General features: G+C 51.9%; 21 protein-coding genes, 2 tRNA genes and 1 pseudogene. 15 read left to right on the forward strand and 9 right to left on the reverse strand.

What is annotated here, in order from left to right; all coding sequences use genetic code 11:
• Positions 1-8: 8 nt before the first annotated feature.
• The 3 genes from KGP16_RS17010 to rsuA form a co-directional block, all read right to left on the reverse strand.
• A complete protein-coding gene (locus KGP16_RS17010) occupies positions 9-353 on the reverse strand; it encodes a YejG family protein (RefSeq protein WP_021805874.1) in 345 nt (114 codons plus the stop codon).
• A 783-nt stretch (positions 354-1,136) separates the two neighbouring features.
• Positions 1,137-2,333, reverse strand: coding sequence for a Bcr/CflA family multidrug efflux MFS transporter (locus KGP16_RS17015; protein ID WP_021805875.1), 1,197 nt, complete (start codon positions 2,331-2,333; stop codon positions 1,137-1,139).
• Positions 2,334-2,363: 30 nt separating this feature from the next.
• Positions 2,364-3,077 carry a 16S rRNA pseudouridine(516) synthase RsuA gene (gene rsuA / locus KGP16_RS17020; protein WP_021805876.1) on the reverse strand — a complete coding sequence of 238 codons (714 nt, stop codon included), beginning with the start codon at positions 3,075-3,077 and terminating at the stop codon, positions 2,364-2,366.
• Between the two features lie 285 nt (positions 3,078-3,362).
• On the opposite strand from rsuA, the gene KGP16_RS17025 reads away from it, so the two are divergent.
• Both KGP16_RS17025 and rplY read left to right on the forward strand, forming a co-directional pair.
• The gene (locus KGP16_RS17025) at positions 3,363-5,120 is read left to right on the forward strand and encodes a DEAD/DEAH box helicase (protein WP_223500032.1); all 1,758 of its coding nucleotides are present in this window, start codon (positions 3,363-3,365) and stop codon (positions 5,118-5,120) included.
• A 150-nt stretch (positions 5,121-5,270) separates the two neighbouring features.
• Positions 5,271-5,555, forward strand: coding sequence for a 50S ribosomal protein L25 (gene rplY / locus KGP16_RS17030; RefSeq protein WP_024486231.1), 285 nt, complete (start codon positions 5,271-5,273; stop codon positions 5,553-5,555).
• A gap of 83 nt (positions 5,556-5,638) precedes the next feature.
• On the opposite strand, the gene yejK is transcribed toward rplY, so the two are convergent.
• A complete protein-coding gene (gene yejK, locus KGP16_RS17035) occupies positions 5,639-6,643 on the reverse strand; it encodes a nucleoid-associated protein YejK (RefSeq protein ID WP_024486230.1) in 1,005 nt (334 codons plus the stop codon).
• A 161-nt stretch (positions 6,644-6,804) separates the two neighbouring features.
• Between yejK and KGP16_RS17040 the strand changes: the two genes are divergently transcribed.
• The 3 genes from KGP16_RS17040 (at position 6,805) to KGP16_RS17050 (ending at position 8,978) form a co-directional block, all read left to right on the forward strand.
• Positions 6,805-7,032 carry a YejL family protein gene (locus tag KGP16_RS17040; RefSeq protein WP_021805879.1) on the forward strand — a complete coding sequence of 76 codons (228 nt, stop codon included), beginning with the start codon at positions 6,805-6,807 and terminating at the stop codon, positions 7,030-7,032.
• A gap of 9 nt (positions 7,033-7,041) precedes the next feature.
• A complete protein-coding gene (yejM, locus tag KGP16_RS17045; protein WP_094981900.1) occupies positions 7,042-8,826 on the forward strand; it encodes an LPS biosynthesis-modulating metalloenzyme YejM in 1,785 nt (594 codons plus the stop codon).
• A 75-nt stretch (positions 8,827-8,901) separates the two neighbouring features.
• Positions 8,902-8,978 (forward strand) — tRNA-Pro (locus tag KGP16_RS17050).
• Between the two features lie 314 nt (positions 8,979-9,292).
• On the opposite strand, the gene KGP16_RS17055 is transcribed toward KGP16_RS17050, so the two are convergent.
• The 3 genes and pseudogenes from KGP16_RS17055 to KGP16_RS17065 all read right to left on the reverse strand — a co-directional run bounded on the left by KGP16_RS17055 (position 9,293) and on the right by KGP16_RS17065 (position 10,948).
• Entirely contained in the window at positions 9,293-9,487 is a 195-nt protein-coding gene (locus KGP16_RS17055; RefSeq protein WP_166732973.1) for a hypothetical protein, read from the reverse strand.
• Between the two features lie 256 nt (positions 9,488-9,743).
• Positions 9,744-10,031 (reverse strand): annotated as a pseudogene (tolA, locus tag KGP16_RS27695) (cell envelope integrity protein TolA); the annotation flags it as partial.
• Positions 10,032-10,477: 446 nt separating this feature from the next.
• A complete protein-coding gene (locus KGP16_RS17065; RefSeq protein WP_094981945.1) occupies positions 10,478-10,948 on the reverse strand; it encodes a hypothetical protein in 471 nt (156 codons plus the stop codon).
• A 312-nt stretch (positions 10,949-11,260) separates the two neighbouring features.
• Between KGP16_RS17065 and KGP16_RS17070 the strand changes: the two genes are divergently transcribed.
• Complete coding sequence (locus tag KGP16_RS17070) at positions 11,261-11,503, forward strand: DinI family protein (protein ID WP_021178442.1); 243 nt, start codon at positions 11,261-11,263, stop codon at positions 11,501-11,503.
• Positions 11,504-11,588: 85 nt separating this feature from the next.
• On the opposite strand, the gene KGP16_RS17075 is transcribed toward KGP16_RS17070, so the two are convergent.
• Together KGP16_RS17075 and KGP16_RS17080 are read right to left on the reverse strand one after the other, a co-directional pair.
• Positions 11,589-11,664, reverse strand: a tRNA-Thr gene (locus KGP16_RS17075).
• Positions 11,665-11,773: 109 nt separating this feature from the next.
• Positions 11,774-12,697 carry a LysR family transcriptional regulator gene (locus tag KGP16_RS17080; RefSeq protein ID WP_179247793.1) on the reverse strand — a complete coding sequence of 308 codons (924 nt, stop codon included), beginning with the start codon at positions 12,695-12,697 and terminating at the stop codon, positions 11,774-11,776.
• Between the two features lie 165 nt (positions 12,698-12,862).
• Between KGP16_RS17080 and KGP16_RS17085 the strand changes: the two genes are divergently transcribed.
• The 9 genes from KGP16_RS17085 (at position 12,863) to KGP16_RS17125 (ending at position 21,220) form a co-directional block, all read left to right on the forward strand.
• Positions 12,863-14,278: a M20 family metallopeptidase gene (locus KGP16_RS17085; protein WP_223500035.1), complete on the forward strand. Its 1,416-nt coding sequence runs from the start codon at positions 12,863-12,865 to the stop codon at positions 14,276-14,278.
• Positions 14,275-15,558 carry an MFS transporter gene (locus KGP16_RS17090; protein WP_059201233.1) on the forward strand — a complete coding sequence of 428 codons (1,284 nt, stop codon included), beginning with the start codon at positions 14,275-14,277 and terminating at the stop codon, positions 15,556-15,558. The genes KGP16_RS17085 and KGP16_RS17090 overlap by 4 nt, the downstream gene beginning before the upstream one ends.
• 108 nt (positions 15,559-15,666) lie before the next feature.
• Entirely contained in the window at positions 15,667-17,139 is a 1,473-nt protein-coding gene (locus KGP16_RS17095; RefSeq protein ID WP_223500023.1) for an IS1182 family transposase, read from the forward strand.
• Positions 17,140-17,586: 447 nt separating this feature from the next.
• The gene (locus KGP16_RS17100; RefSeq protein WP_059201234.1) at positions 17,587-17,976 is read left to right on the forward strand and encodes a hypothetical protein; all 390 of its coding nucleotides are present in this window, start codon (positions 17,587-17,589) and stop codon (positions 17,974-17,976) included.
• Between the two features lie 79 nt (positions 17,977-18,055).
• A complete protein-coding gene (locus tag KGP16_RS17105; protein ID WP_059201235.1) occupies positions 18,056-19,114 on the forward strand; it encodes a methyltransferase in 1,059 nt (352 codons plus the stop codon).
• A 69-nt stretch (positions 19,115-19,183) separates the two neighbouring features.
• Positions 19,184-19,906, forward strand: coding sequence for a beta-ketoacyl synthase chain length factor (locus tag KGP16_RS17110; RefSeq protein ID WP_223500036.1), 723 nt, complete (start codon positions 19,184-19,186; stop codon positions 19,904-19,906).
• Positions 19,903-20,718: a 1-acyl-sn-glycerol-3-phosphate acyltransferase gene (locus KGP16_RS17115; protein ID WP_094981948.1), complete on the forward strand. Its 816-nt coding sequence runs from the start codon at positions 19,903-19,905 to the stop codon at positions 20,716-20,718. Before KGP16_RS17110 ends, KGP16_RS17115 begins: the two co-directional genes overlap by 4 nt.
• Entirely contained in the window at positions 20,699-20,956 is a 258-nt protein-coding gene (locus tag KGP16_RS17120; protein WP_059201237.1) for a phosphopantetheine-binding protein, read from the forward strand. The genes KGP16_RS17115 and KGP16_RS17120 overlap by 20 nt, the downstream gene beginning before the upstream one ends.
• A gap of 12 nt (positions 20,957-20,968) precedes the next feature.
• Complete coding sequence (locus tag KGP16_RS17125; protein ID WP_059201238.1) at positions 20,969-21,220, forward strand: acyl carrier protein; 252 nt, start codon at positions 20,969-20,971, stop codon at positions 21,218-21,220.
• Position 21,221 lies beyond the last annotated feature (1 nt).

The raw sequence follows: 21,221 nt of genomic DNA on the forward strand, positions 1-21,221 counted from the left end.
GGCATCATTCAGAAGGGGTACTGCGCGCTGAGCTGCTCGGCAATCGCCGCACCGACGTTTTTCAAGCGGCACATGGCGGCACTTTCATCACATTGATGAACGAACAGGCAAGGCTCGCCTTCCCATTCAACAATGGAGCAGTTGACCTGGATCTCTTGCAGAGACAGGTTGAGCTGCTGCATGACCCGCCAGGCTTCGCGCCCGTCATGGCTGAGCAGCTTGAGGCCGATCAGATCGTTATCTTCGTCTATGCCGCTAAGCGGAATCGGTTCAACCTTGCTGCCGGTAAAACCTGATAGCCAACGATAACTTTGCGGCAAGCGATGCACTACCGAAAGCTGGAAACTGTCCACATGAAATCCCTAGTATGAAAAGATGAAACACTTTTTACATCACAGGATGACTTAGTTATAGCCGGGATCATCCGACTTTGCCGCCTACAAATGTTATTTTAAAGTAAAATTTGCAACAAACAATTAACCACATCCTGCGCTTGCTGATATCACTCAGTTTTTCTCCACCGTAGAAGGTTCTCTCACGGCGTTTTGCGACTCAGCTCGCATTTTTGCGTTATATGTAACCCTTTCCCGCCGCGATCTCAACATTTTTTTCTTGCAATGCGGTTACTTTACAATCGGTATAATTTTACATTGTGCAAACATCTCGCTCAAATACCCAAGGCAGGTTAAATCAATAATATTTTGATTTAAAACAATATTAGCCCGATTAACCGCCAAGGAAATGCCCCATCAGCCAACGGGTTGCACCTCTGGCCACCAGGGAAAATAACGCCGTCATATTTAACAAAAAAACTACAGTTCGTTTGGCCGACGTTTAGTTAGCCTGCATATATTTAGCAACAAACTTAAACTTGCAAGCAGGCAGATTGGGGGCTAATTGCATTTGATCTCTCTCACCCCAACCCTCTCCCTAAGGAGAGGGAGCTGGTCCGGAGCTGTAATCAGGTGCAGGATTTAACCTATGGCACATCCGGTCCCGAGGGAGTCAGGTGTTGTGGTAGGGTTCAGGCGTAAAGTGGTGGCACATTCATTGGAAGAGCCAAGGTGATCTCAGTATCGATAAAATAGCTCGATCGGTCCCCTCTCCCTGTGGGAGAGGGTTAGGGTGAGGGGTAATCAGGCAGGATTATTGCGCGGACGGCTGGCATAAAAATAGAACAACACCGCAACGATGCTGCACAGAGCCATCGATGAAACCATCGGCCACGCGCTCTTACCTGGGGCCAAGGACAGTATTGCCCCAACCAGCGCGCCAATGCTGAAGCGCAACGTCCCGGCCAGTGAAGAAGCGGTTCCCGCCATATGGGGGAAATCGTCCAGGATCACCGCCATCGCGTTAGACGAGATCATGGCGATACAGCCGAGATAAACCGCCACCCCAAGCACCAAAGCCCAGAAACCCAGCCCGCTGGCGGTGACGGCCAGCAACCACACGCCCATCGTCAATTGCACAAACAGACCAAGACGGAACATTTTTACTGCCCCTAGGCGTCGCACGTTGCGGCTATTGATCAGGGTTGTCAGGAACAGAAACACGATGTTCAGCGCAAAGTAATAGCCAAAATGCTGCGGTGAAACGTTATTCAGCTCGATATAGACAAACGGCCCGGCGCTGAGGAAAGAAAACATCCCGGCAAACGAGAAAGCACTGGCCAGCATATAGCTCAACACGCGCTTGTGGCGGAACAACGAGCCGAAATTCCTCAGCGTGGTACGCAGATGGAATTTTTGCCGCCGCTCCTTGGGTAACGTCTCCTTGATAAAGAACGCCACCAGTACCGACCCCAACAACGCCGCAGCCCCCATGGTCCAGAAGATGGCATGCCAGCTGAACCATAGCAGCAGCACACCACCGATCATCGGAGCCAGCAATGGCGCAATGGTCATCACCAGGATCACGAACGACATCATGCGTGAGAACTCATCCTTGGTGAACATGTCACGCATCAGGGCGTTGATCACTACGCTTGCCGCCGCAGCGGCCAGGCCGTGCAGGAAACGCAGGTTGATCAGTTGCTCCACGGATTGGGCCATCGCACAGGCCCCACCGGCGATAGCAAAAATCAGCGTGCCCCACAGGATCACCGGCTTGCGACCAATACTGTCGGACATCGGCCCATAGAACAGTTGGCCTACGGCAAAGCCCAGCATATAGGCGCTGAGCGTCATCTGCACCCGGCCCGACTCCACGCCAAACTCCTGGGCGATTATCGGCATGCTGGGCAGGTACATGTCGATCGCCAACGGCATCAGCATGGACAGTAGGCCCAGAATAAAGATCAAACCGAGGTGAGAGGTCCGGTTCTGTTGCACGTTCAACGACTCCTTGGTCGGTCGCAAAAATTAATCCAGCAGGTGCGGTGCGCCTACGCTGGCAATCTCTTCTTCGGTCAGCGGGCGATATTCCCCCGGTGCCAAATCGTCATCCAACACAATGGCGCCAATGCGCTCACGGTGTAATTCGATGACCCGGTTACCCACGGCTGCAAACATGCGCTTCACCTGATGGTAACGCCCTTCGCTGATGGTGAGGCGCACCAGGGTATCTTCGATTTTTTCCAACTTCGCTGGCTTGGTCAGATTTTTTTCGTTATGCAGCTGCACGCCTTGCTCGAACTGCTGAGCGGTATCAGCGGCCAACGGATGTTCCAACGTCACCAGATAGGTTTTCTCACACTCGTGGCGCGGTGAGGTGATACGGTGCGACCACTGGCCGTCATCGGTCATCAGCACCAGGCCGGTGGTATCAATATCCAGCCGTCCTGCCGCATGCAGCTTGTACGCAACGGGTTCATCCAGGAAATAGAGCACGGTTGGATGATCCGGATCGTCGGTTGAGCACACATACCCCTGTGGCTTATTGAGCATGAAGTAACGTGGCCCGTTCAGCTGTGACAACACGTTGCCATCAAACCGCACTTCCTGTTCCGGAGCCAGCTTGAGCGCCCCGCTCTTGACCACTTCACCGTCTACGGTGACACGTTTTGCACGGAGTTCACGCGCTACCAGCGCACGGCTGATACCCAACTGCTGAGATAAAAACTTGTCCAGTCGCATTGAATCTGCTTTGCCTGTCGTTGTTATGATCGCATTGATCTGGTTGCTAAATATGACGCCCCGTTGTCGCACCAGGTGCAGAAAACAGGTTCGAAGAGGATGTTCGCGTAGGGAAGCCGCTTAGTATAGCGACGGAAACGATGCCATAACAGGGGTAATTTCCATGCTTCTCGCACTGCGTAGCCGCAGAGGGCATAATAATAGAAATTTTTCCGCCGTCTGAGGAGCAAAATGTCACAATTTCAGTGGAATGTTACAGCCCACTTCAGCGAGCGGTACTAACGCATGGCTTTTACCCTACGCCCCTATCAGTTGGAAGCGGTCGACGCTACCATCAAGCATTTCCGCCAGCATCCTGAACCGGCCCTGATCGTGCTGCCAACCGGCGCAGGCAAAAGCCTGGTGATCGCCGAGTTGGCAAAACGCGCCCGTGGCCGGGTGTTAGTACTGGCCCACGTTAAAGAGCTGGTGGCGCAAAACCATAGTAAATACTGCGCTTACGGCCTGGAGGCCGACATCTTCGCCGCCGGGCTTCAGCAAAAAGAGAGCAGCGGCAAGGTGGTGTTTGGTAGCGTGCAATCGGTAGCACGTAATTTATCGCTGTTCGATGGCGCGTTTTCCCTGCTGATCGTCGACGAATGTCACCGCATCAGCGACGATGACGACAGCCAATACCAACAGATTATTCAACACCTGCAAAAAACCAACCCACAGCTGCGCCTGCTTGGTCTGACGGCCACCCCTTACCGGCTGGGCAAAGGCTGGATCTATCAATATCACTACCACGGCATCACCCGTGGCGACGGCAACAGCCTGTTTCGCGACTGCATTTATGAACTGCCGTTGCGCTATATGATTAAACACGGCTTCCTGGTGCCGCCAGAACGGCTGGATATGCCGATCGTGCAATACGATTTTAGCCGCCTGGAGGCCAGAAGTAACGGCCTGTTCAGCGAAGCGGATCTTAACCGCGAGCTGAAACAGCAAAACCGCATTACGCCCCATATCATCAGCCAGATCGTTGAATACGCCGAAACCCGCAAAGGCGTGATGATTTTTGCCTCCACGGTGGAGCATGCCCGTGAAGTGTATGGCTTGTTGCCAAGCGGGGAGGCGGCGCTGGTCAGTGCAGAAACTTCCCCCGGCGAACGCGACGCACTAATCGAAGCCTTCAAGCAACAGCAGTTGCGCTACCTGGTCAACGTGGCGGTGCTGACGACGGGTTTCGATGCGCCTCATGTCGATCTGATCGCTATTTTGCGGCCCACCGAGTCTGTTAGCCTGTATCAGCAGATCGTCGGGCGCGGTTTACGGCTGTCCCCAGGCAAGACCGACTGCCTGATCCTGGACTACGCAGGCAATCCCCATGATTTGTTCACGCCGGAAGTCGGCGTCAGCAAACCCCACTCAGACAGCCAACCGGTGCAGGTCTTTTGCCCTGGCTGCGGTTTTGCCAACCTGTTTTGGGGCAAATGCACCGAGAACGGCGACATCATCGAGCACTATGGCCGTCGCTGTCAGGGCTGGCTGGAAGATGATGAGGGGCATCGCGAGCAGTGTGACTATCGCTTCCGTTTCAAATGCTGCCCGCACTGCGGCGCAGAGAACGACATTGCGGCACGCCGCTGCCATCAGTGCCAGGAAGTGCTGGTCGATCCGGATGATATGCTGAAGGCCGCATTGAAGCTGAAGGATGCGCTAGTCCTGCGCTGTGGCGGAATGGAACTGCAAAGCGGCAAGGACGACAAAGGGGAATGGCTGAAAGCCACCTATTATGACGAAGATGGCACCAGCACCAGCGAACGGTTCCGCCTGCAAACGCCCGCACAACGCAAGGCCTTCGAGATGCTGTTCCTGCGCCCGCACCAACGGGCACCAGGCGTCCCCTTCGGTTGGCAAAACGCAGCGGACATTCTGGCTCAGCAGGCGCTGTTGCGCCATCCAGACTTTGTCGTCGCACGTAAACGCGGCCAGTTCTGGCAAATACGTGAAAAAGTTTTTGATTATCAGGGCCGCTTTCGCCGTGCCAATGAGCTGTATTAGGCCCGAGCGGCAGGTTTTCATTGCCCAGCGAGCGGCTTTCCGTTAAAATGCCGCCCGCTTTACCTGGGTTCGCCCAGTGTGAAAGCAGGTTATCGAGCCTGTTACTGGGTCGCCTGTAGCAGGGTAAATTTTCTTTTAAGAGAAAAAACAATGTTCACTATCAACGTACAAGTACGTAAAGACCAGGGTAAGGGTGCGAGCCGCCGCCTGCGTGCAGCAAACAAATTCCCAGCTATCATCTATGGTGGCGAAGAAGCTGCGATTGCTATCGAACTAGACCATGATTCTGTCAAGAACATGGAAGTTAAACCAGAATTCTACAGCGAAGCCGTAGTTTTGGTTGTCGACGGTAAAGAAACCAAAGTTAAGGTTCAGGCTGTACAGCGTCACCCGTTCAAGCCAAAACTGGCTCACATCGACTTCGTTCGCGTTTAATCGCCACGTTATCGATTTTCGGGACGCCGAAGTGAAAAACGCCGCAATTGCGGCGTTTTTTATTGGCTATCATTCTGCGATGCTTACTTGCCGCCCGTGCGACGTTGCAACTGATCGCGCAGATTCGGTGGCGTACCTCTGATCGTCAGGGTATCGGTGGCCGCATCCCAGAAAATGCGCTCCCCCAGCAGCATCGCATCAAAGTTCAGGCTGATACCGCCGCCGCTGCCGGCAAATTTGGTCAATTGGCGTAACGTGCCGCGATCCGCCGGGAAACTATCTTCCAGCTCGTAGCCCTGTTCGCTGGAAAACTGCAGGAAATCCTTCTCGCCCACCGGGGCTATCTCTTTCGACAACTCCTGCAGTTCGATCTCTTCACCGGCCTGCAACTGCTCATTACAGTAGCTGTAAACCTGCTGACGCACCGTCTGGCGTTCGTGTTTGCCTAGTTGAGCATCGGCACAGTAATCATCCACCGCCTGTAACAAGCCACGGTTTTGCGCTTTGGTATCCAGCCCTTCTGACGCCGCCAGGAAATCCATAAAGAAATCGGAGACCTTGCGCCCTACCCGTCCTTTGAGGAATGTCAGGTAGCGAGTCGATTGCGGGTTGGTTTCCCATTCGGTCAGATCGATACGCGCCACAATGTCCGCGTGGTTGATGTCCAGATAGTGGGTGGTGCGGATATCCAACTCTTCATTGACACGCGTACTGTTGCAACTGTTCAGCACAGTGATCAGCAAGTATTCCACCGCCAGATAGCGGTAATGAGCGAACAGCACCACGCCACCGTCGGCAAACGGATATTTGGCCAATTCGTCGCGCAGACGGCCGGTAGCAGCACGGCTAAATGCGAGGAAATCGTCATCACCCTTACGGCAGTTACGCAACGCGTCCGCCAGTTCGCTCTGCTCGTTGAACAGACCGTAAGCCTTACTCTTGGCGCTGTAAACGCGATGCAGCTCTGCCATCATCTCTTCCACCGCCGCATTGGTGGTAAGAAGGGAATCGCGCAACACCACTTCCAGCGTCTGCTCATCGCGTTTTACCAACTGGTGCAGTGCAATCTGCTCGATATCCAGACTCATGATCAATCCTCCTGTTCTTTGAGCGCGTATTCAAGCACTGACGAAGCCGAAAGACAACGGGCATGGCAATGCCTTAACGATCTTCACGCTATAAAAGAGCGGAAAATCACGGCTCCATACGGTAAGATATGGGACTTTGTCGAGCTTTGAGCACAATATTTATGCCACAATCATCTCGTTATAGTGACGAACACGTTGAACAACTGCTCTCTGAGCTGGTCAACGTTCTGGAAAAACACCATACTCCCACCGATCTCTCTTTGATGGTACTGGGCAACATGGTAACCAATTTGATCAACACCAGTATTGCTCCCGCACAGCGGAAGACACTGGCCAGATCGTTTGCTGAAGCCCTGCAGGCTTCTATCCGTGAAGATAAAGCGCATTAATAATTACTTATGGTGACAAACCGTCAGCGTTATCGTGAAAAAGTCTCCCAGATGATTAGCTGGGGGCACTGGTTCGCCTTATTTAATATTCTGCTCAGTATCGGGTTGGGCAGCCGCTACCTGTTTGTTACCGACTGGCCGTCCTCACTGCTGGGGCGAGTCTATGCGTTGGTCAGCCTGATTGGGCAGTTCAGCTTTATTGTCTTTGCCGCCTACCTGCTGATCATCTTCCCGCTCACCTTTGTGGTGATGTCGCAGCGCCTGCTGCGATTTATTTCCGCGACGTTGGCCACCGCTGGGCTGACGTTGCTGCTGGTCGACAGCGAAGTCTTTACCCACTTCCACCTGCACCTTAATCCGGTGGTGTGGGAGTTGGTTATCAACCCGGACCAAAGTGAGCTAGCGCGCGACTGGCAGCTGGTGTTTATCTGCGTGCCGGTGATATTCCTGATCGAAATGCTGTTTGCGACCTGGAGCTGGCAGAAACTGCGCAGCCTGAACCGGCGCAACTTCGGCAAACCGCTGGCGGTGCTGTTCATCTGTTCGTTCTTTGCTTCGCACCTGATTTATATTTGGGCAGATGCCAATTTCTATCGGCCGATCACCATGCAACGCGCCAACTTACCGCTCTCTTACCCCATGACGGCGCGTAAGTTCCTGGAAAAACACGGCCTGCTCGATCAGCAAGAATATGAGCGCCGCCTGATGCAACAGGGCAATCCAGAAGCGGCTGCCGTTGAATACCCGCTCAATAGTCTGAACTACAGCGATAAAGGCAGCGGCTACAACCTGCTGATGATCGTGGTGAACGGCGTGCGTACCCAGGATATGGCGCAAGACATGCCGGGCCTGAGCCGCTTTGCCCAAGAAAACATCCGCTTCAGCGACCATTACAGCTCCGGTAACCATGCGGACACCGGCCTGTTTGGCCTGTTCTACGGTATTTCACCTACCTATCTGGATGGTATTCTGGCCGGGCGCAAACCGGCCGCGTTGATTAGCGCACTGAGCGATCAAGGCTATCAGTTCGGCCTGTTCTCTTCAGACGGTTTCAACGCCACGCTTTACCGCCAGGCACTATTGACCGATTTCTCGCTCCCGCCGGAACCGTTCGTGCAGAGCGATGCTGCCACCACGCATCAGTGGCAGAGCTGGTTGGCCACACAGAGCGGAAATAGCCCCTGGTTCTCCTATATCAATTTCAGCGGTGCAACGTTCCCAGAAGGCGACAATAAGCTCTCGCCGGAAGCCTTTACCCAGCTCTATCGTACTGGCGCGAAAGACGTCGATGCGCAGATCGAGCAGGTGCTGGCAACGCTGAAAGAAAAAGGCCTGTTGGATAAAACCGTGGTGGTGATCACCGCTGAGCACGGCATAGAATTCAACGATACCGGTAAAGGCAACTGGGGAGCAGGTAGCAGCTTTAATCGCAGCCAGTTGCAGGTTCCGTTGGTCATTCACTGGCCAGGCACCCCGGCACAAACCATCAATAAGCTGACCAATCATAACGATGTGATGCGCACGCTGATGCAACGTCTGCTGCATGTGAAAACACCGGCTAACGACTATTCGCAGGGCGAAGACCTGTTTGCCGCACAGCGTAAAAACAATTGGCTCGCCACAGGCGACGGCACCCAGTTGGTGATCACCACGCCAACGCAGACGCTGACATTGGATGGTAATGGCAACTACCGTGCCTACGATCAAGACGATAACGAGATTAAAGACGAGAAGCCCCAGCTAGCCCTGCTGTTACAGGTGCTGACGGATGTAAAACGCTTTATCGCCAACTAACTGCTTAAATCTAGAGCAATCGGTGAGGTAGCTGCTTGAATTTACATCTGAAAACGGTAGTATAGGGTTCTGCGTCGGCATGTAGCGCAGCCTGGTAGCGCACCGTCATGGGGTGTCGGGGGTCGGAGGTTCGAATCCTCTCATGCCGACCAATTATTTATAAAAAAACCAACCGCTTAGGGTTGGTTTTTTTATGTCTGGAATTTGGCAATGGTAAAACGATGGTAAAATCTCCGGCGAAATGAGTGATTCAGCTCAATACGTCTATACAGTAGTGAGCCTCTTTTACCAAGTCTGCTTATTCTATGTTTTAACAGTGTTTTTTAACCTTCCGAGTTTAACCGCGCATGCTCAACGTTATCCTGACTAGGAAAGGCGCTGCCCCTCCCTATGTTCCAACCCTATCGCGAACATTACGGAGCCGGTACGGGGCAGCATGGATTATGTTGTGGTGGCTTTGGGGATTTCAACTGCCGCCATGGCCCTTGCTGTTTGAAGTGGCTAAAGAGCGCTTTATATACTCAATCTTCGCCGTTTGCCGCCTAAGCTCCAAGATGCGTAATACGTTGAAAACATCTGCTTTGTCGATACCTTCCTCTAAAAGCATATTGAAATCATAGAGAAACAGTGTAACTTCCTCTTTGCTAATCTCTGGCCGCATTCCGTTATCTCCTTTATGTTACCTAAATGGCTACAATACATTAGCAATCGATGTGTGACCGAAATTTCTCCCGGCTCTGCTATCACTCCTTGGTTTCTTCGATCGGCGCAGGTTAGATCGGGTGTGCGCCGTATGACCGCATAAAGGACAGTTCATCATTTTTCGTTTTCCTGATAACCGAAAACCCGCACTGGGCGGGCTTGTCTGAAGTATTTATGCCGCTCTAACCAACTGAGCTAAATGGCCGATGGTTTTATCATTCAGTCGTCCAGGGCCTGAATTCCAATACAGCATTTTTAAAAACACTATAAACAACTTGTGATGGAGGTTTGGGGAAGGTGGTATTTGCTGTTGCCTTAATAGCTGCACGACAAAGTGCAGGATCACCATCTACAGCCTGGACATCCAGAAGCATACCATCCGGAGCTAACATGATTCTTAAATTGCATTGTTTACCAGCGTATGAATTGGCATCGTAAAAATTGCGTTGAATAGCGTATCGAACCTGCTCGGCATACTTTTCAACCCCCATCCCAGATGCATTAGGAATGCCGCCGTTGAGGGGAGTAAAAAGATCATCAACACTGTTTCCGGATGGCCTGGTTTTAGCCACAGAATCTGTTTTCACACACCCCGACAATAACGATGTGACAATTACTAGCAGCAATGTCGGCAAGCCAATTTGAAATCCTATCCAAACCCTCTTCACGCTTTGTTCCTTATGGAATATCCACAGCAAAGAATAATAAACTAGCAAAAGAATTCAGAAGATTAGAGCGGTTTCTTACGCTCACGCAAAAAATGTTAATAAAAATGACAAAACCCCGCCGAAGCGAGGTTTTTTGATTAAATAAGCTACTGACTAGCAACAGGCCATACCAATGGGTCATCTCGGGTCGTTCGCCAGATTGTGTCTCTCAATGGATAGCGTGACTGTTCACAAGCACATCCCTAATCAGAGACCACCACCGATTAATAAGCCAACGAGTTTCAGCTCTGCGGGCAAGCGACCAGATAAAGATCGTGAACGGGCATACTCGCATCAAAACCACGCACTCTCTCTGGATCATCAATAGCCGGGTCAGCAAGCTGCTTGGCTACGTCGTCTACACTGACATCTTCAACATAAAAAGTCGCATCAGTCATTTTATTGCAGTTAAAGTAGGTCCCCATTAATACCATTTTCCCAGGGGTCGTATAGCTCTCCTGTTTATTGACCAGTGCAACAACACCATCCGCTCGTTTAGCGACGACAGTATAGCTTTCCTCTGAGCGATCAAAAACATAGGCATCATTTTCAGGATAAGTCGACCATATAGTAGACTTCTCAGCAAACAACTCTGCCAAATTAATCGCTGGCTTTAGTGCATTTTTGTTATCAGCATCTTGGGCAACTGCCGACGTCACCACACCGATGGTGCCAACCGACAGCACACCTAAAAAGAGTAATGTTTTTTTCATGGTATTAATTCCGTTTTGAAAAAGTTTTAATATGACAGCTTAAATAATAACCATATGACATATAACAAGAAGTATTGCACAACAGCTCATCTTTGCACTCAATTATGATGGGTGCATTCAAACGGACGCGCAAAGATCAATATGCATCATAAAAACCAACGATTCATACCTTGACAATTAGTGTGTAATGACAATAGAGATCACATCCCCTAGCATAGGCCACGATAAAATTTTCCCCTCCCCCTCTTGCACTCACCCCGTCCCTTCGGTCAAAATAACTGTATACATAAACAGTAAATTTAGGGTTGGGCTATGTTCGTTGAATTGGTGTTTGATAAGCGTAATGTCGCAGGGATCCCCGGTGCCGATGAAATCATCAAGGCCGAGCTGACAAAACGGGTACATCGCATCTTCCCGGATGCAGAAGTGAAGGTAAAACCCATGCAGGCCAACGGCCTTAACTCAGACGCCAGCAAAAGTGACCGCGAGAAGTTAAACCGTATGCTGGAAGAGATGTTTGAAGAGTCTGATCAATGGCTGGCCACCGATATTTAAAGGGCCTAAGGGCGCGGTCATTGACTGCGCCGCACCATGGATGCCCAAACAAAAAACCCCAGCATTTCTGCTGGGGTTTCTTATATGGTGCCGGCTACCGGAATCGAACTGGTGACCTACTGATTACAAGTCAGTTGCTCTACCTACTGAGCTAAGCCGGCGAAATCTGTCGGAAGTCGTGCTGTTTCCGTGGGGCGCAATATAATACAGCCAGACTGGAACAATCAAGCGTAATCAACAGATTATTTATCTTGTTGATTAAAAAACGGCTTATATGCCGAATTTCTCACCGATAGCCCGTTCTTCACGGCTTAATGTCTGATTAATATAGTCCACAAACAGCTCCAACGCCGTGCTCCGCTGCCGCCCCAGAGGTAATTGCAGCTGCAAGGTCCGCGGGCTTTGCTGCTCGACAGCAAAAGGTTTCAGGATCAATCCTTGCGGCTGCAACAACGGCATCGCAGTAAACTGGCTACAGATGGTCACCGCCAACGGGGAGCCCTGTAAAAAATAGTACAGCGTGGAGAAGTTATCACAGGTTAGCACTGGTTCAATGAAGGTGCCATTCATCTGGCAAGCGATATCAAACAGCTGACGTATTGTGGAGCCCGGCTCTGGCAGACACACCGGATACTGGCAGAGATCTGCCAAAACCACCTGTCTGCCGGCTAATGGGTGCTCCTTCCTCATCAACAACAAGACCGGTGCAGGCCACGAAGCCGCTACCTCAACACCCCGCTCTGGGTGCAAACTAAACTGCAGCACCATGTCACACTCGCCATTACGTACCAACCGCGCCAACGTTTTAGTGTCTGCCACCGTCAGTACGAAGCTGACAGCCGGGTATTCTGCACGAAAACGCGCCATCAGTTGTGGCATCAGCATAAAAGCCACTCCATTACTACAGGCCACGCGTAGCGCAGTACGGCGTTCGGCTTTCAACCCTTTGATTTCTGCTACCGCCTGTTCAATATTCAACAGGCTTTTACGAATATGATTTTCAAAAATCTGCCCGGCCTCGGTCAGCACCATCCCCCGCGCGTGGCGTTCGAACAATGGCGTGCCAACCTGCACTTCCAGGCGCTGGATCTGCCTGCTGATCGCCGAGACCGCCACAAACAGCTGTTCACTGGCCGCACTGAGCGAACCACAGTTGGCGACCACCAGAAAAAAGCGAACCTCGCTACTCAACATGCCGTCCCTCTCCATGGTGCAAAGCTTGCCAACGAGCAACCCACCGTTGCCTTTAAAGCAAAGCTTGTTTGTTAAATGGATAATTGTGGCAAACCCCGATTTTAGCTTAGATAACAAACACAACAAGTAAAACAACACAACGCAAACACAACGGGGAAAATAACCATGACGGGTGAACAGGCCGTCGCTTTGGCGACAGCGTATTTTGACAGTGGCGAATTCCGCCGCATATTGGCGCGGCGCATCGCGCTGGCCACCGAAAGCCAGCGGCATGACGACGATGCCGGCATTTTGCTCTACCTCGAACAGGAAATCATGCCGCCGTTACGGGCATTGGGTTTCGAGTTACAACTGTTTGATAACCCGGAAGCAGCCAACCGCCCGTTTCTGATCGCCGTACGCATTGAAGATCCTTCCTTACCTACCCTGCTGAGCTATGGCCACGGCGATGTGGTTTTCGGCGATGACGAGAACTGGCGCACAGGTCTTTCGCCTTGGGAATTGAGTGAAGAAGGCGATCGTTGGTACGGCCGTGGCAGCGCGGATAACAAAGGCCAGCACAGTATTAACCTGGCGGCGCTGGAGCAGGTTTTCCACGCACGCGGGGGCAAACTAGGGTTCAACTGCAAGCTGATTTTCGAAATGGGCGAAGAGATCAGTTCCCCTGGGCTCGCGGCCATTTGCCAGCGGCAACGCGAATTGCTGCAAGCCGATCTGTTTATCGCCTCCGATGGCCCACGGCTGAACGCCACACAGCCCACATTGTTCCTAGGCTCACGCGGCTGTATCAATTTCCGCCTCAGCATTCACGCCAGGGATAACGCCTATCACTCTGGCAACTGGGGGGGATTACTCAGCAATCCTGGAACCCAACTGGCTAATGCCATCGCTTCTCTGGTTAATCAACATGGGCAGTTACAGGTTGCAGCGCTGAAACCCGCCCCTCTGGATGACAACCTGCGCGCTATTTTGCGCGATCTCAGCGTTGGCGGCCAAGCTGGCGATCCGGCGATCGATGAGAACTGGGGTGAAGCTGGCCTGACCCCTAGCGAGCGCCTGTATGGTTGGAACACGCTTGAAGTACTGGCCTATCAAACGGGCAACCCGGCTCGGCCAATGAACGCCATCCCCGGCAGCGCAACGGCGGTATGCCAACTGCGCTTCGTGGTCGGTACCGACTGGCAAAATCTGGTTAACCATATCCAACAGCATCTGCAATTACACGGCTTTGGCAATGTGGAGGTGGAATGGCTGCATGGTTCACCGGCCACCCGGCTCAATCCCCAAGATCCACTCGTTCCCTGGGCACTTGAGATCCTGCAACAAACCAGCGGCAAAAAGCCCGCATTGCTGCCCAATCTGGGCGGTTCGCTGCCTAATGACGTGTTTGCGGATACGTTGGGACTGCCCACGCTGTGGATCCCCCACTCCTATCCGGCCTGTGGTCAACACGGGGTCAATGAGCATATGTTGAAATCCATTGCTCGTGAAGGATTGCAGATCATGACTCGCCTGTTCTGGGAGTTGGGCGAAAATGGCAGCACGATCCTGGCACAACGCCGGGCAGGAGAGTCTTCATGAGCGCGATAGCCCAACAGGATAGCGTAGCGGCCAAGCCCAATTTGTATAAAACGCTGTTTGCCACCTGCATCGGCAACGCGTTGGAATGGTTCGATATCGCGGTTTATGGCTTTTTCGCCAGCTATATCGCCCATGCCTTTTTCCCTACGGAGGATCCGGCCGTTTCATTGTTGCTGACTTTCGGCAGCTTCGGTGTCTCATTCTTAATCCGCCCACTGGGTGCTGTGGTGCTCGGAGCCTACGCCGATCGGGTTGGTCGCAAGAAGGCACTGTTGATGTCCATCAGCCTGATGCTGCTTGGCGGTGCGATCATCACCTTTATGCCCTCTTACGCCACCATTGGGCTGGCGGCTCCGCTGATGATCCTGATTGCCCGATTGATTCAGGGTTTTTCCGCCGGTGGGGAGTTTGGCAGCTCAACCGCCTTTCTGGTCGAACACTTCCCGGAGCGCAAGGCGTTTATCGCCAGTTGGCAGTTTGCCACGCAAGGCGCCAGCACGCTGATGGCTTCCGCCTTCGGGTTAGGTATGACCCACTGGCTGACAGAAAGCCAAATCCAGGACTGGGGCTGGCGTATTCCCTTTGCTTTTGGGCTACTGATCGGCCCGGTGGGGCTGTATATCCGCCGCCATGTGCATGAGCCGGCCAGCTTTGTACAGCAGAAGAAACCCGAAGCACCGTTAAAGATGCTGGTCGGTAATCAAAAAAACCTGCTGTTGCTGGCCATCGGGCTGATGGTGATTTCCACCGCCATCAACTACATGCTGAATTATGTGCCCACCTACGCAACCAAAAACCTGAATCTGTCCGGTTCCGCCGCCTTTAGTGCAACCCTGTTAGCCGGTGTGATTTTAACGGTAGTCACCCCGATAATGGGATTATGGGCGGAAAAAGTCGGCCGCCTGCCGTTGATGTGGGGTTCACTGATCCTGCTGCTGCTGACTATTTATCCGGCATTCCTGCTGGTGGTGAACCACACTTCGCCGATGATGCTGATGTTAATGGTTGGCTGGCTGGCCTTGCTGAAGTCCATTTACTTCTCGACGGTGCCTTCGGTGATGGCCGATTTGTTCCCGATGGCGACACGGGCCAGCGGTATGGCGATCAGTTACAACGTGGCGGTGACGGTATTTGGTGGCTTTGCGCCGCTGATCTGCACCCTGCTGATCACCGCGACCGGGACCAGCCTGGCACCCAGCTATTATCTGATGATGATGGCACTGCTGAGCGGCTGGGCACTGTTAGGTAGCAGAAAACATTTGCGTTCGGCTCCGCTTTAAACTCTCTATGAGGCCATCAAATGATGGCCTGAGACTGCTGACAAAGTCCTGGCCGTGAGGCCAGGACTTTGATCTAATAAGGTCAGTGCAAAAAACGGACTGACTGCCATGCTCAAAGAACCTTCTCCCCATCAGTACCAGTTTGAAACCATTACCCTTGATGAACTGGTTCCCGAAGACCATCTGGTCCGTAAAATCGATGCCGCCATTGATTTTGAATTTATCCGCGATGCCGTTGCTCACCTTTATTGCCCCGATAATGGCAGACCCGCAATCGACCCCGTTCGCCTGATTAAAATGATGCTGTTGGGCTACCTCTTCGGTGTCCCCTCAGAGCGCCGTCTGGTCAAGGAAATCCAGGTCAATGTCGCTTACCGCTGGTTCCTGCGTATGGGGCTGACCGAGAAGGTCCCCGACGCCTCAACCCTGAGCCAGAACCGCATTCGTCGCTTCAACAACAGCGATGTCTTCCAGCAGATTTTTGACCATATCGTGTTACAGGCTCTGGGTCAGGGGATGGCAAACGGACGTGTGCTCTACACCGACAGCACCCACCTGAAAGCCGATGCCAACCCGCGCAAGGCCGTGAATGAACTGCGCCCTGAAGGCGTCAGTGAATACTTCACACAGTTGAATGATGCCGTGGAGGCCGACAGGAAGAAACGCGAAAAAAAGCCGCTGCCCGCCGCAAGAAAAACAACCAAAAACGACGCCGTTAAAAACACCAAAGTCAGCATCACCGACCCAGAAAGCGGCTTTATGCACCGGGACAACAAGCCAAAGGGCTTCTTCTATCTGGACCACCGCTCGGTGGACGGCAAGCACGGCATCATCATGGATACCCATGTCACGCCGGGCAATGTGCACGATAGCCAGCCGTTCATTGGCAGGCTGGCACGGCAGGTGGAGCGGTTCAACCTTGATACGGTCGCCGTGGGTGTGGATGCGGGTTATTTTACCTCGGCGGTGTGCCATCTGACGCAGGAGATGAGTATCGCGTTGGTACCGGGTTATCGCAGGCCATACAAAGGGCTGAATGACTTCCAGAAAAAGCACTTCAGGTATGACGAGGCGCGTGATGTGTATGTGTGTCCGGCGGAGGAACTCCTGATATACGGCACAACGGACCGCAACGGCTATCGGCATTATCGTTCAGAGCCGGCAGTGTGCCAGCGGTGCGAGCAGAGAGGGCAATGCACGCAGAACAGCAAAGCACAGAAAACGATAACGCGGCACGTATGGGAAGGGGCGAAAGAGGAAGCGAACAGGTTGCGACTGACGAAATGGGGCAAGAAGGTGTATGCGCGGCGCAAAGAAACGGTTGAAAGAAGCTTCGCGGATGCGAAACAGCACCATGGGCATCGATATGCGCGGTTCCGCGGTCTGTCGAAAGTGCAGATGCAGTGTCTGCTTGCGGCGACAGCGCAAAATATGAAGAAGATGGCGCTGCTGGCGCTTCTTTATGCTGTTTATAAGTGGCTGAAAGGGCTTATGGAAGGACAGGAGCCCCATAGAGGCACTCAGAAAAAGCAAAAAGCAGTGTGGTGTGAAAATATCGCGATCGCGACCTACGGTCGCTAAAAACAAACGAACCCCATCAAAATAATGGGGTTCGTCATCAGTCTGAGGCCATCAAATGATGGCCTCTTCATTTAGTGCAAGCAATGAAGGAGTGGTCTAGCCGCCTACTAGCACTGCTGGAGTACCATTATCGGATAAGGGGAGACACGCCTCATAAAATAAGCATATTCCTATGCTATCCTGGTTTTTTCCTAACAAAAAAAAACGCCAAACGAACCACTACCTATAGGCATTAATGCTGAAAATTTTGGTTTAATCCTCTAGGAAAAGCAGGCTTAAAGTTAGACCTTTCCTAAGCAATTTCCCGCAATCCATCTTGTGCAATTTAATTGATATCAGTATTATGCGTTGATAAATTTCACGGTTAAAAACAGTGGGCGTTAATTAAAAAATTAAACCGCTCAGTTTCCCCCAGGTTGTAACCCGCTAACAAAAGGAAATTGTTTTATGAAAAGCATCGTTAAATGGTGTGCTGCTCTTGCCGTCATCGCCACTCTGACCGGTTGTGTGCGTACTGCCCCAATACAACAAATCAACAGCACGGTCAGCACTGGTCATACCGAAGCGCAAGTCAGAACTGCAATCCTGAAAGCAGGTGTGCAACGTGAATGGGTTATGACGCAGGCTGGTCCTGGCGTCATTAATGGCCGCCTCCAGGCTCGCGACCATGTTGCTGAAATCCGCATCACCTATTCCGCAACGAATTATTCCATCGACTACGCCAGTAGCCTCAACCTGCTAGCCTCGGGTGGGAAAATTCATAAAAGCTACAACCGCTGGATACACAACCTAGATAAAGATATCCAGTTGAATTTGTCGGCTGGTGCCGCGCTGTAATTTCCAATATTGATTAGATTAGCGCCGGATACAAGCTGGCGTCACTATTTTGTATCCGGTTAAAGAGGCTGTACAACAAATGTATCAACAGGACACTCTCAGTGCACTTGATGCTATCACTGAGGCGCAACGGATTGCCTTTGCTCCAATGCTGTTTCAAACCGCCCTTTGTCTGCGCAATACGGGTGTATTAGCCTATCTGGATGAACAAGGAAAACACGGCGCCCTCCTTGAGGACATCGCTGCCAATAGCAGCGTTAATGAATATGCCGTTAGTGTGCTGTTGGATATGGGGTTAAGTGGCCGTATTGTGACTCATCAAAACGGCTATTACTTCATTGCCAAAGTGGGGCACTTCCTACTCCACGATGCCATGACCCGTGTGAATATGGATTTCACTCAAGATGTTTGTTATCAGGGGCTGTATTCTTTAGAACATGCGCTTAAGGAAGAGAAACCCGCTGGTTTAAAAGTGTTTGGTGAATGGCCGACCATCTACCCTGCCTTATCGCAATTGCCCAAGGCTGCACGTGAAAGCTGGTTTGCTTTTGATCACTACTATTCAGATGCCGCATTTAATGCCGCACTACCCCATATATTTAACAATAAACCAACAACGCTTTATGATGTGGGCGGCAATACTGGAAAATGGGCGCTACGTTGTTGCCAGTACGATGATAACGTCAGCATTACCTTACTGGATCTGCCGCAGCAAATTAGCCTGGCGCGTGAGAATGTCGAAAAAGCCGGGTTATCTCATCGCATAGATTTCCATGCGGTAGATATGCTAAGCGATGCACCATTGCCCAGTGGCGCAGATATCTGGTGGATGAGCCAATTTCTTGACTGTTTTTCACCGGAACAAATTATTACTATTCTGAAAAAAATCAAACGGGTGATGAAGCCTGACGCTCAGCTATGCATTATGGAGTTGTTCTGGGATGCACAAAAATTTGAAGCGGCTTCGTTCAGCCTCAACGCCTCCTCACTCTATTTTACCTGCATGGCTAACGGCAACAGTCGCTTTTACAGCGCCGGTAAATTTTACAGTTTCCTCGAAACGGCAGGTTTCCGAGTAGAAAAACGTCTCGATAACCTCGGTATTGGTCATACCTTGTTAGTATGCCGAAAGCAATAATGATAGGGCAGCGCTCATGCTACCTTGGAGATGACACAGTCCAAACCGAGTAACCGCGGAAGCACGTTGATGAATTTTGCATTGAACATCGTTGATTGGCAGGCCATGGCCCCCGAACTAAGCGACGCATCGCAGTGGCGTCAATGGTCGCAGGAGCCTCGTGGGATCATACCCTCAGCGCCACAATCGAAGCTGACCGAACTTCCCATGATGACAGCACGCCGCCTGAGTTCAGGCAGTAGGCTGGCCGTGGAATGCGGTTTGGCCATGCTACGTCGTCAACCGGTGGATGCAGTACTCTATACCAGCCGTCACGGTGAGTTGGAGCGTAATTACCGCATTTTGCAGGCCATAGCCACCCAGCAAGCGGTTTCCCCAACTGATTTCACCATGTCGGTACATAACTCAGCCGTGGGTCACTTGACCATCACGGCGCAAAATCCTCTGGTATCATCTTCACTTTCTGCTGGCCTAGACACCTTTCAGCAAGCGTTATGTGAGGTAGTGTGTTTACTCCAAGCGGGTTACCAGAGAATATTAATGGTCGATTTTGATGGCTTGCTGCCCGAGTTTTACCACACCTACCTGCCAGAGCAGATGCCGACCTGGGCCTATGCGGTGGCGCTGGTGTTTGAACGAGGTAATACCTTACGGTGCGAGAGCAAGCCGGAAGGCACAGGGGAAGAGCCCCTACTACCGCAAAGCTTACAGTTTTTACAACACTACCTGGCCGAAGAACCAACGTTCGCCATTGCGGGTGAAAGACTGAAGTGGTATTGGAGCCGTACATGAGCGGCCTATTCGCACGTTTAAACTGGGCTTGGCGTCTGATGATGACCGGCTTTTGCTTTGTGCTGTTTGGCGTCGGCGGCCTGCTGCTATCGCTTGTCTGGTTTAATCTGCTGCTGGTACTCCAGCGCAATATTGCCAAGCGCCGCCAGGTAGCCCGGCGCAGCATTGCCGCCAGTTTCCGGCTGTTCTTATCGATAGCAAAAACGTTGGGTGTGTTGGATTATCGCATCAAGGGGATTGATATATTACGCCAGGAGCGCGGTTGTTTGGTGGTCGCTAACCATCCGACACTGATTGATTACGTGCTTTTGGCATCCGTGATGCCCGAGACAGACTGCCTGGTAAAAAGCGCTCTGCTACATAACCCCTTTGTGAGCGGAGTGATCCGGGCTGCGGATTATCTGGTCAATAGCCAGGCGGACACGCTGCTTCCAGCCTGTCAGCAACGCCTGGCACAGGGCGACACCCTACTTATTTTTCCAGAGGGAACACGCACACGCCCTGGTGAAAATATGACACTGCAGCGCGGTGCCGCCAATATTGCCGTACGATGCCGCCGTGACGTGCGCATAGCAGTGATCCATTGTAGCGAACATCTGCTTGATAAACAGAGCAGATGGTATGACGTTCCGCCCAGGAAACCCCTGTTCCAGGTAGAAGTGCGTGAACGGGTACAGATAGAACATTTTTTTGATGCAGAATCGCAACAGCCAGCATTAGCCGCAAGGCAGCTAAACCGGCATCTTTTGCATCAGTTATCACCAGGCCTTATACCTTTGTCAGGAATTAATGATGCAAGCGCTCCACCTTGAAATTAAAAATCTCATAATAAATACACTGAATTTGGATGAACTGTCTGCGGACGATATCGACACCAATGCGGCGCTGTTTGGTGAAGGATTGGGGCTGGACTCCATCGATGCTTTAGAGTTAGGGCTGATGGTTAAAAACCAGTATGGTGTCGCGCTTTCCGCCGAAAATGAAGAGATGCGTCAACATTTCTACTCAGTGGCAACACTGGCATCCTTTATCCAAGCTCAACGTGCCTGAGAAGAGCCCGCTATGACAGAACAACAAACCATATATCAGGAAGTGTCCGCGCTGCTGACCAAACTGTTCGATATCGATCCACAGGACATCAAACCTGAGGCCCGCTTGTATGAAGAGCTTGAGTTAGACAGTATCGATGCCGTCGACATGATCGTGCACCTGCAGAAGAAGACCGGGAAGAAAATCAAGCCGGAAACCTTTAAGCAGGTTCGTACCGTGCAAGATGTCGTCGATGCGGTAGAACAGCTATTGCAAGAAGCATAAC

Source organism: Serratia sp. JSRIV006, from assembly GCF_019968685.1.
GTDB classification, from domain to species: Bacteria; Pseudomonadota; Gammaproteobacteria; order Enterobacterales; family Enterobacteriaceae; genus Chania; species Chania fonticola_B.

What these genes read in the sequence shown, in the direction of transcription:
- rsuA (WP_021805876.1), bottom strand. Translation starts at nt 3,077, where the DNA reads ATGCGACTGGACAAGTTTTTATCTCAGCAGTTGGGTATCAGCCGTGCG.
- KGP16_RS17025 (WP_223500032.1), top strand. Translation starts at nt 3,363, where the DNA reads ATGGCTTTTACCCTACGCCCCTATCAGTTGGAAGCGGTCGACGCTACC.
- rplY (WP_024486231.1), top strand. Translation starts at nt 5,271, where the DNA reads ATGTTCACTATCAACGTACAAGTACGTAAAGACCAGGGTAAGGGTGCG.
- yejK (WP_024486230.1), bottom strand. Translation starts at nt 6,643, where the DNA reads ATGAGTCTGGATATCGAGCAGATTGCACTGCACCAGTTGGTAAAACGC.
- KGP16_RS17040 (WP_021805879.1), top strand. Translation starts at nt 6,805, where the DNA reads ATGCCACAATCATCTCGTTATAGTGACGAACACGTTGAACAACTGCTC.
- yejM (WP_094981900.1), top strand. Translation starts at nt 7,042, where the DNA reads ATGGTGACAAACCGTCAGCGTTATCGTGAAAAAGTCTCCCAGATGATT.
- KGP16_RS17055 (WP_166732973.1), bottom strand. Translation starts at nt 9,487, where the DNA reads ATGCGGCCAGAGATTAGCAAAGAGGAAGTTACACTGTTTCTCTATGAT.
- KGP16_RS17065 (WP_094981945.1), bottom strand. Translation starts at nt 10,948, where the DNA reads ATGAAAAAAACATTACTCTTTTTAGGTGTGCTGTCGGTTGGCACCATC.
- KGP16_RS17070 (WP_021178442.1), top strand. Translation starts at nt 11,261, where the DNA reads ATGTTCGTTGAATTGGTGTTTGATAAGCGTAATGTCGCAGGGATCCCC.
- KGP16_RS17080 (WP_179247793.1), bottom strand. Translation starts at nt 12,697, where the DNA reads ATGTTGAGTAGCGAGGTTCGCTTTTTTCTGGTGGTCGCCAACTGTGGT.
- KGP16_RS17085 (WP_223500035.1), top strand. Translation starts at nt 12,863, where the DNA reads ATGACGGGTGAACAGGCCGTCGCTTTGGCGACAGCGTATTTTGACAGT.
- KGP16_RS17090 (WP_059201233.1), top strand. Translation starts at nt 14,275, where the DNA reads ATGAGCGCGATAGCCCAACAGGATAGCGTAGCGGCCAAGCCCAATTTG.
- KGP16_RS17095 (WP_223500023.1), top strand. Translation starts at nt 15,667, where the DNA reads ATGCTCAAAGAACCTTCTCCCCATCAGTACCAGTTTGAAACCATTACC.
- KGP16_RS17100 (WP_059201234.1), top strand. Translation starts at nt 17,587, where the DNA reads ATGAAAAGCATCGTTAAATGGTGTGCTGCTCTTGCCGTCATCGCCACT.
- KGP16_RS17105 (WP_059201235.1), top strand. Translation starts at nt 18,056, where the DNA reads ATGTATCAACAGGACACTCTCAGTGCACTTGATGCTATCACTGAGGCG.
- KGP16_RS17110 (WP_223500036.1), top strand. Translation starts at nt 19,184, where the DNA reads ATGAATTTTGCATTGAACATCGTTGATTGGCAGGCCATGGCCCCCGAA.
- KGP16_RS17115 (WP_094981948.1), top strand. Translation starts at nt 19,903, where the DNA reads ATGAGCGGCCTATTCGCACGTTTAAACTGGGCTTGGCGTCTGATGATG.
- KGP16_RS17120 (WP_059201237.1), top strand. Translation starts at nt 20,699, where the DNA reads ATGCAAGCGCTCCACCTTGAAATTAAAAATCTCATAATAAATACACTG.
- KGP16_RS17125 (WP_059201238.1), top strand. Translation starts at nt 20,969, where the DNA reads ATGACAGAACAACAAACCATATATCAGGAAGTGTCCGCGCTGCTGACC.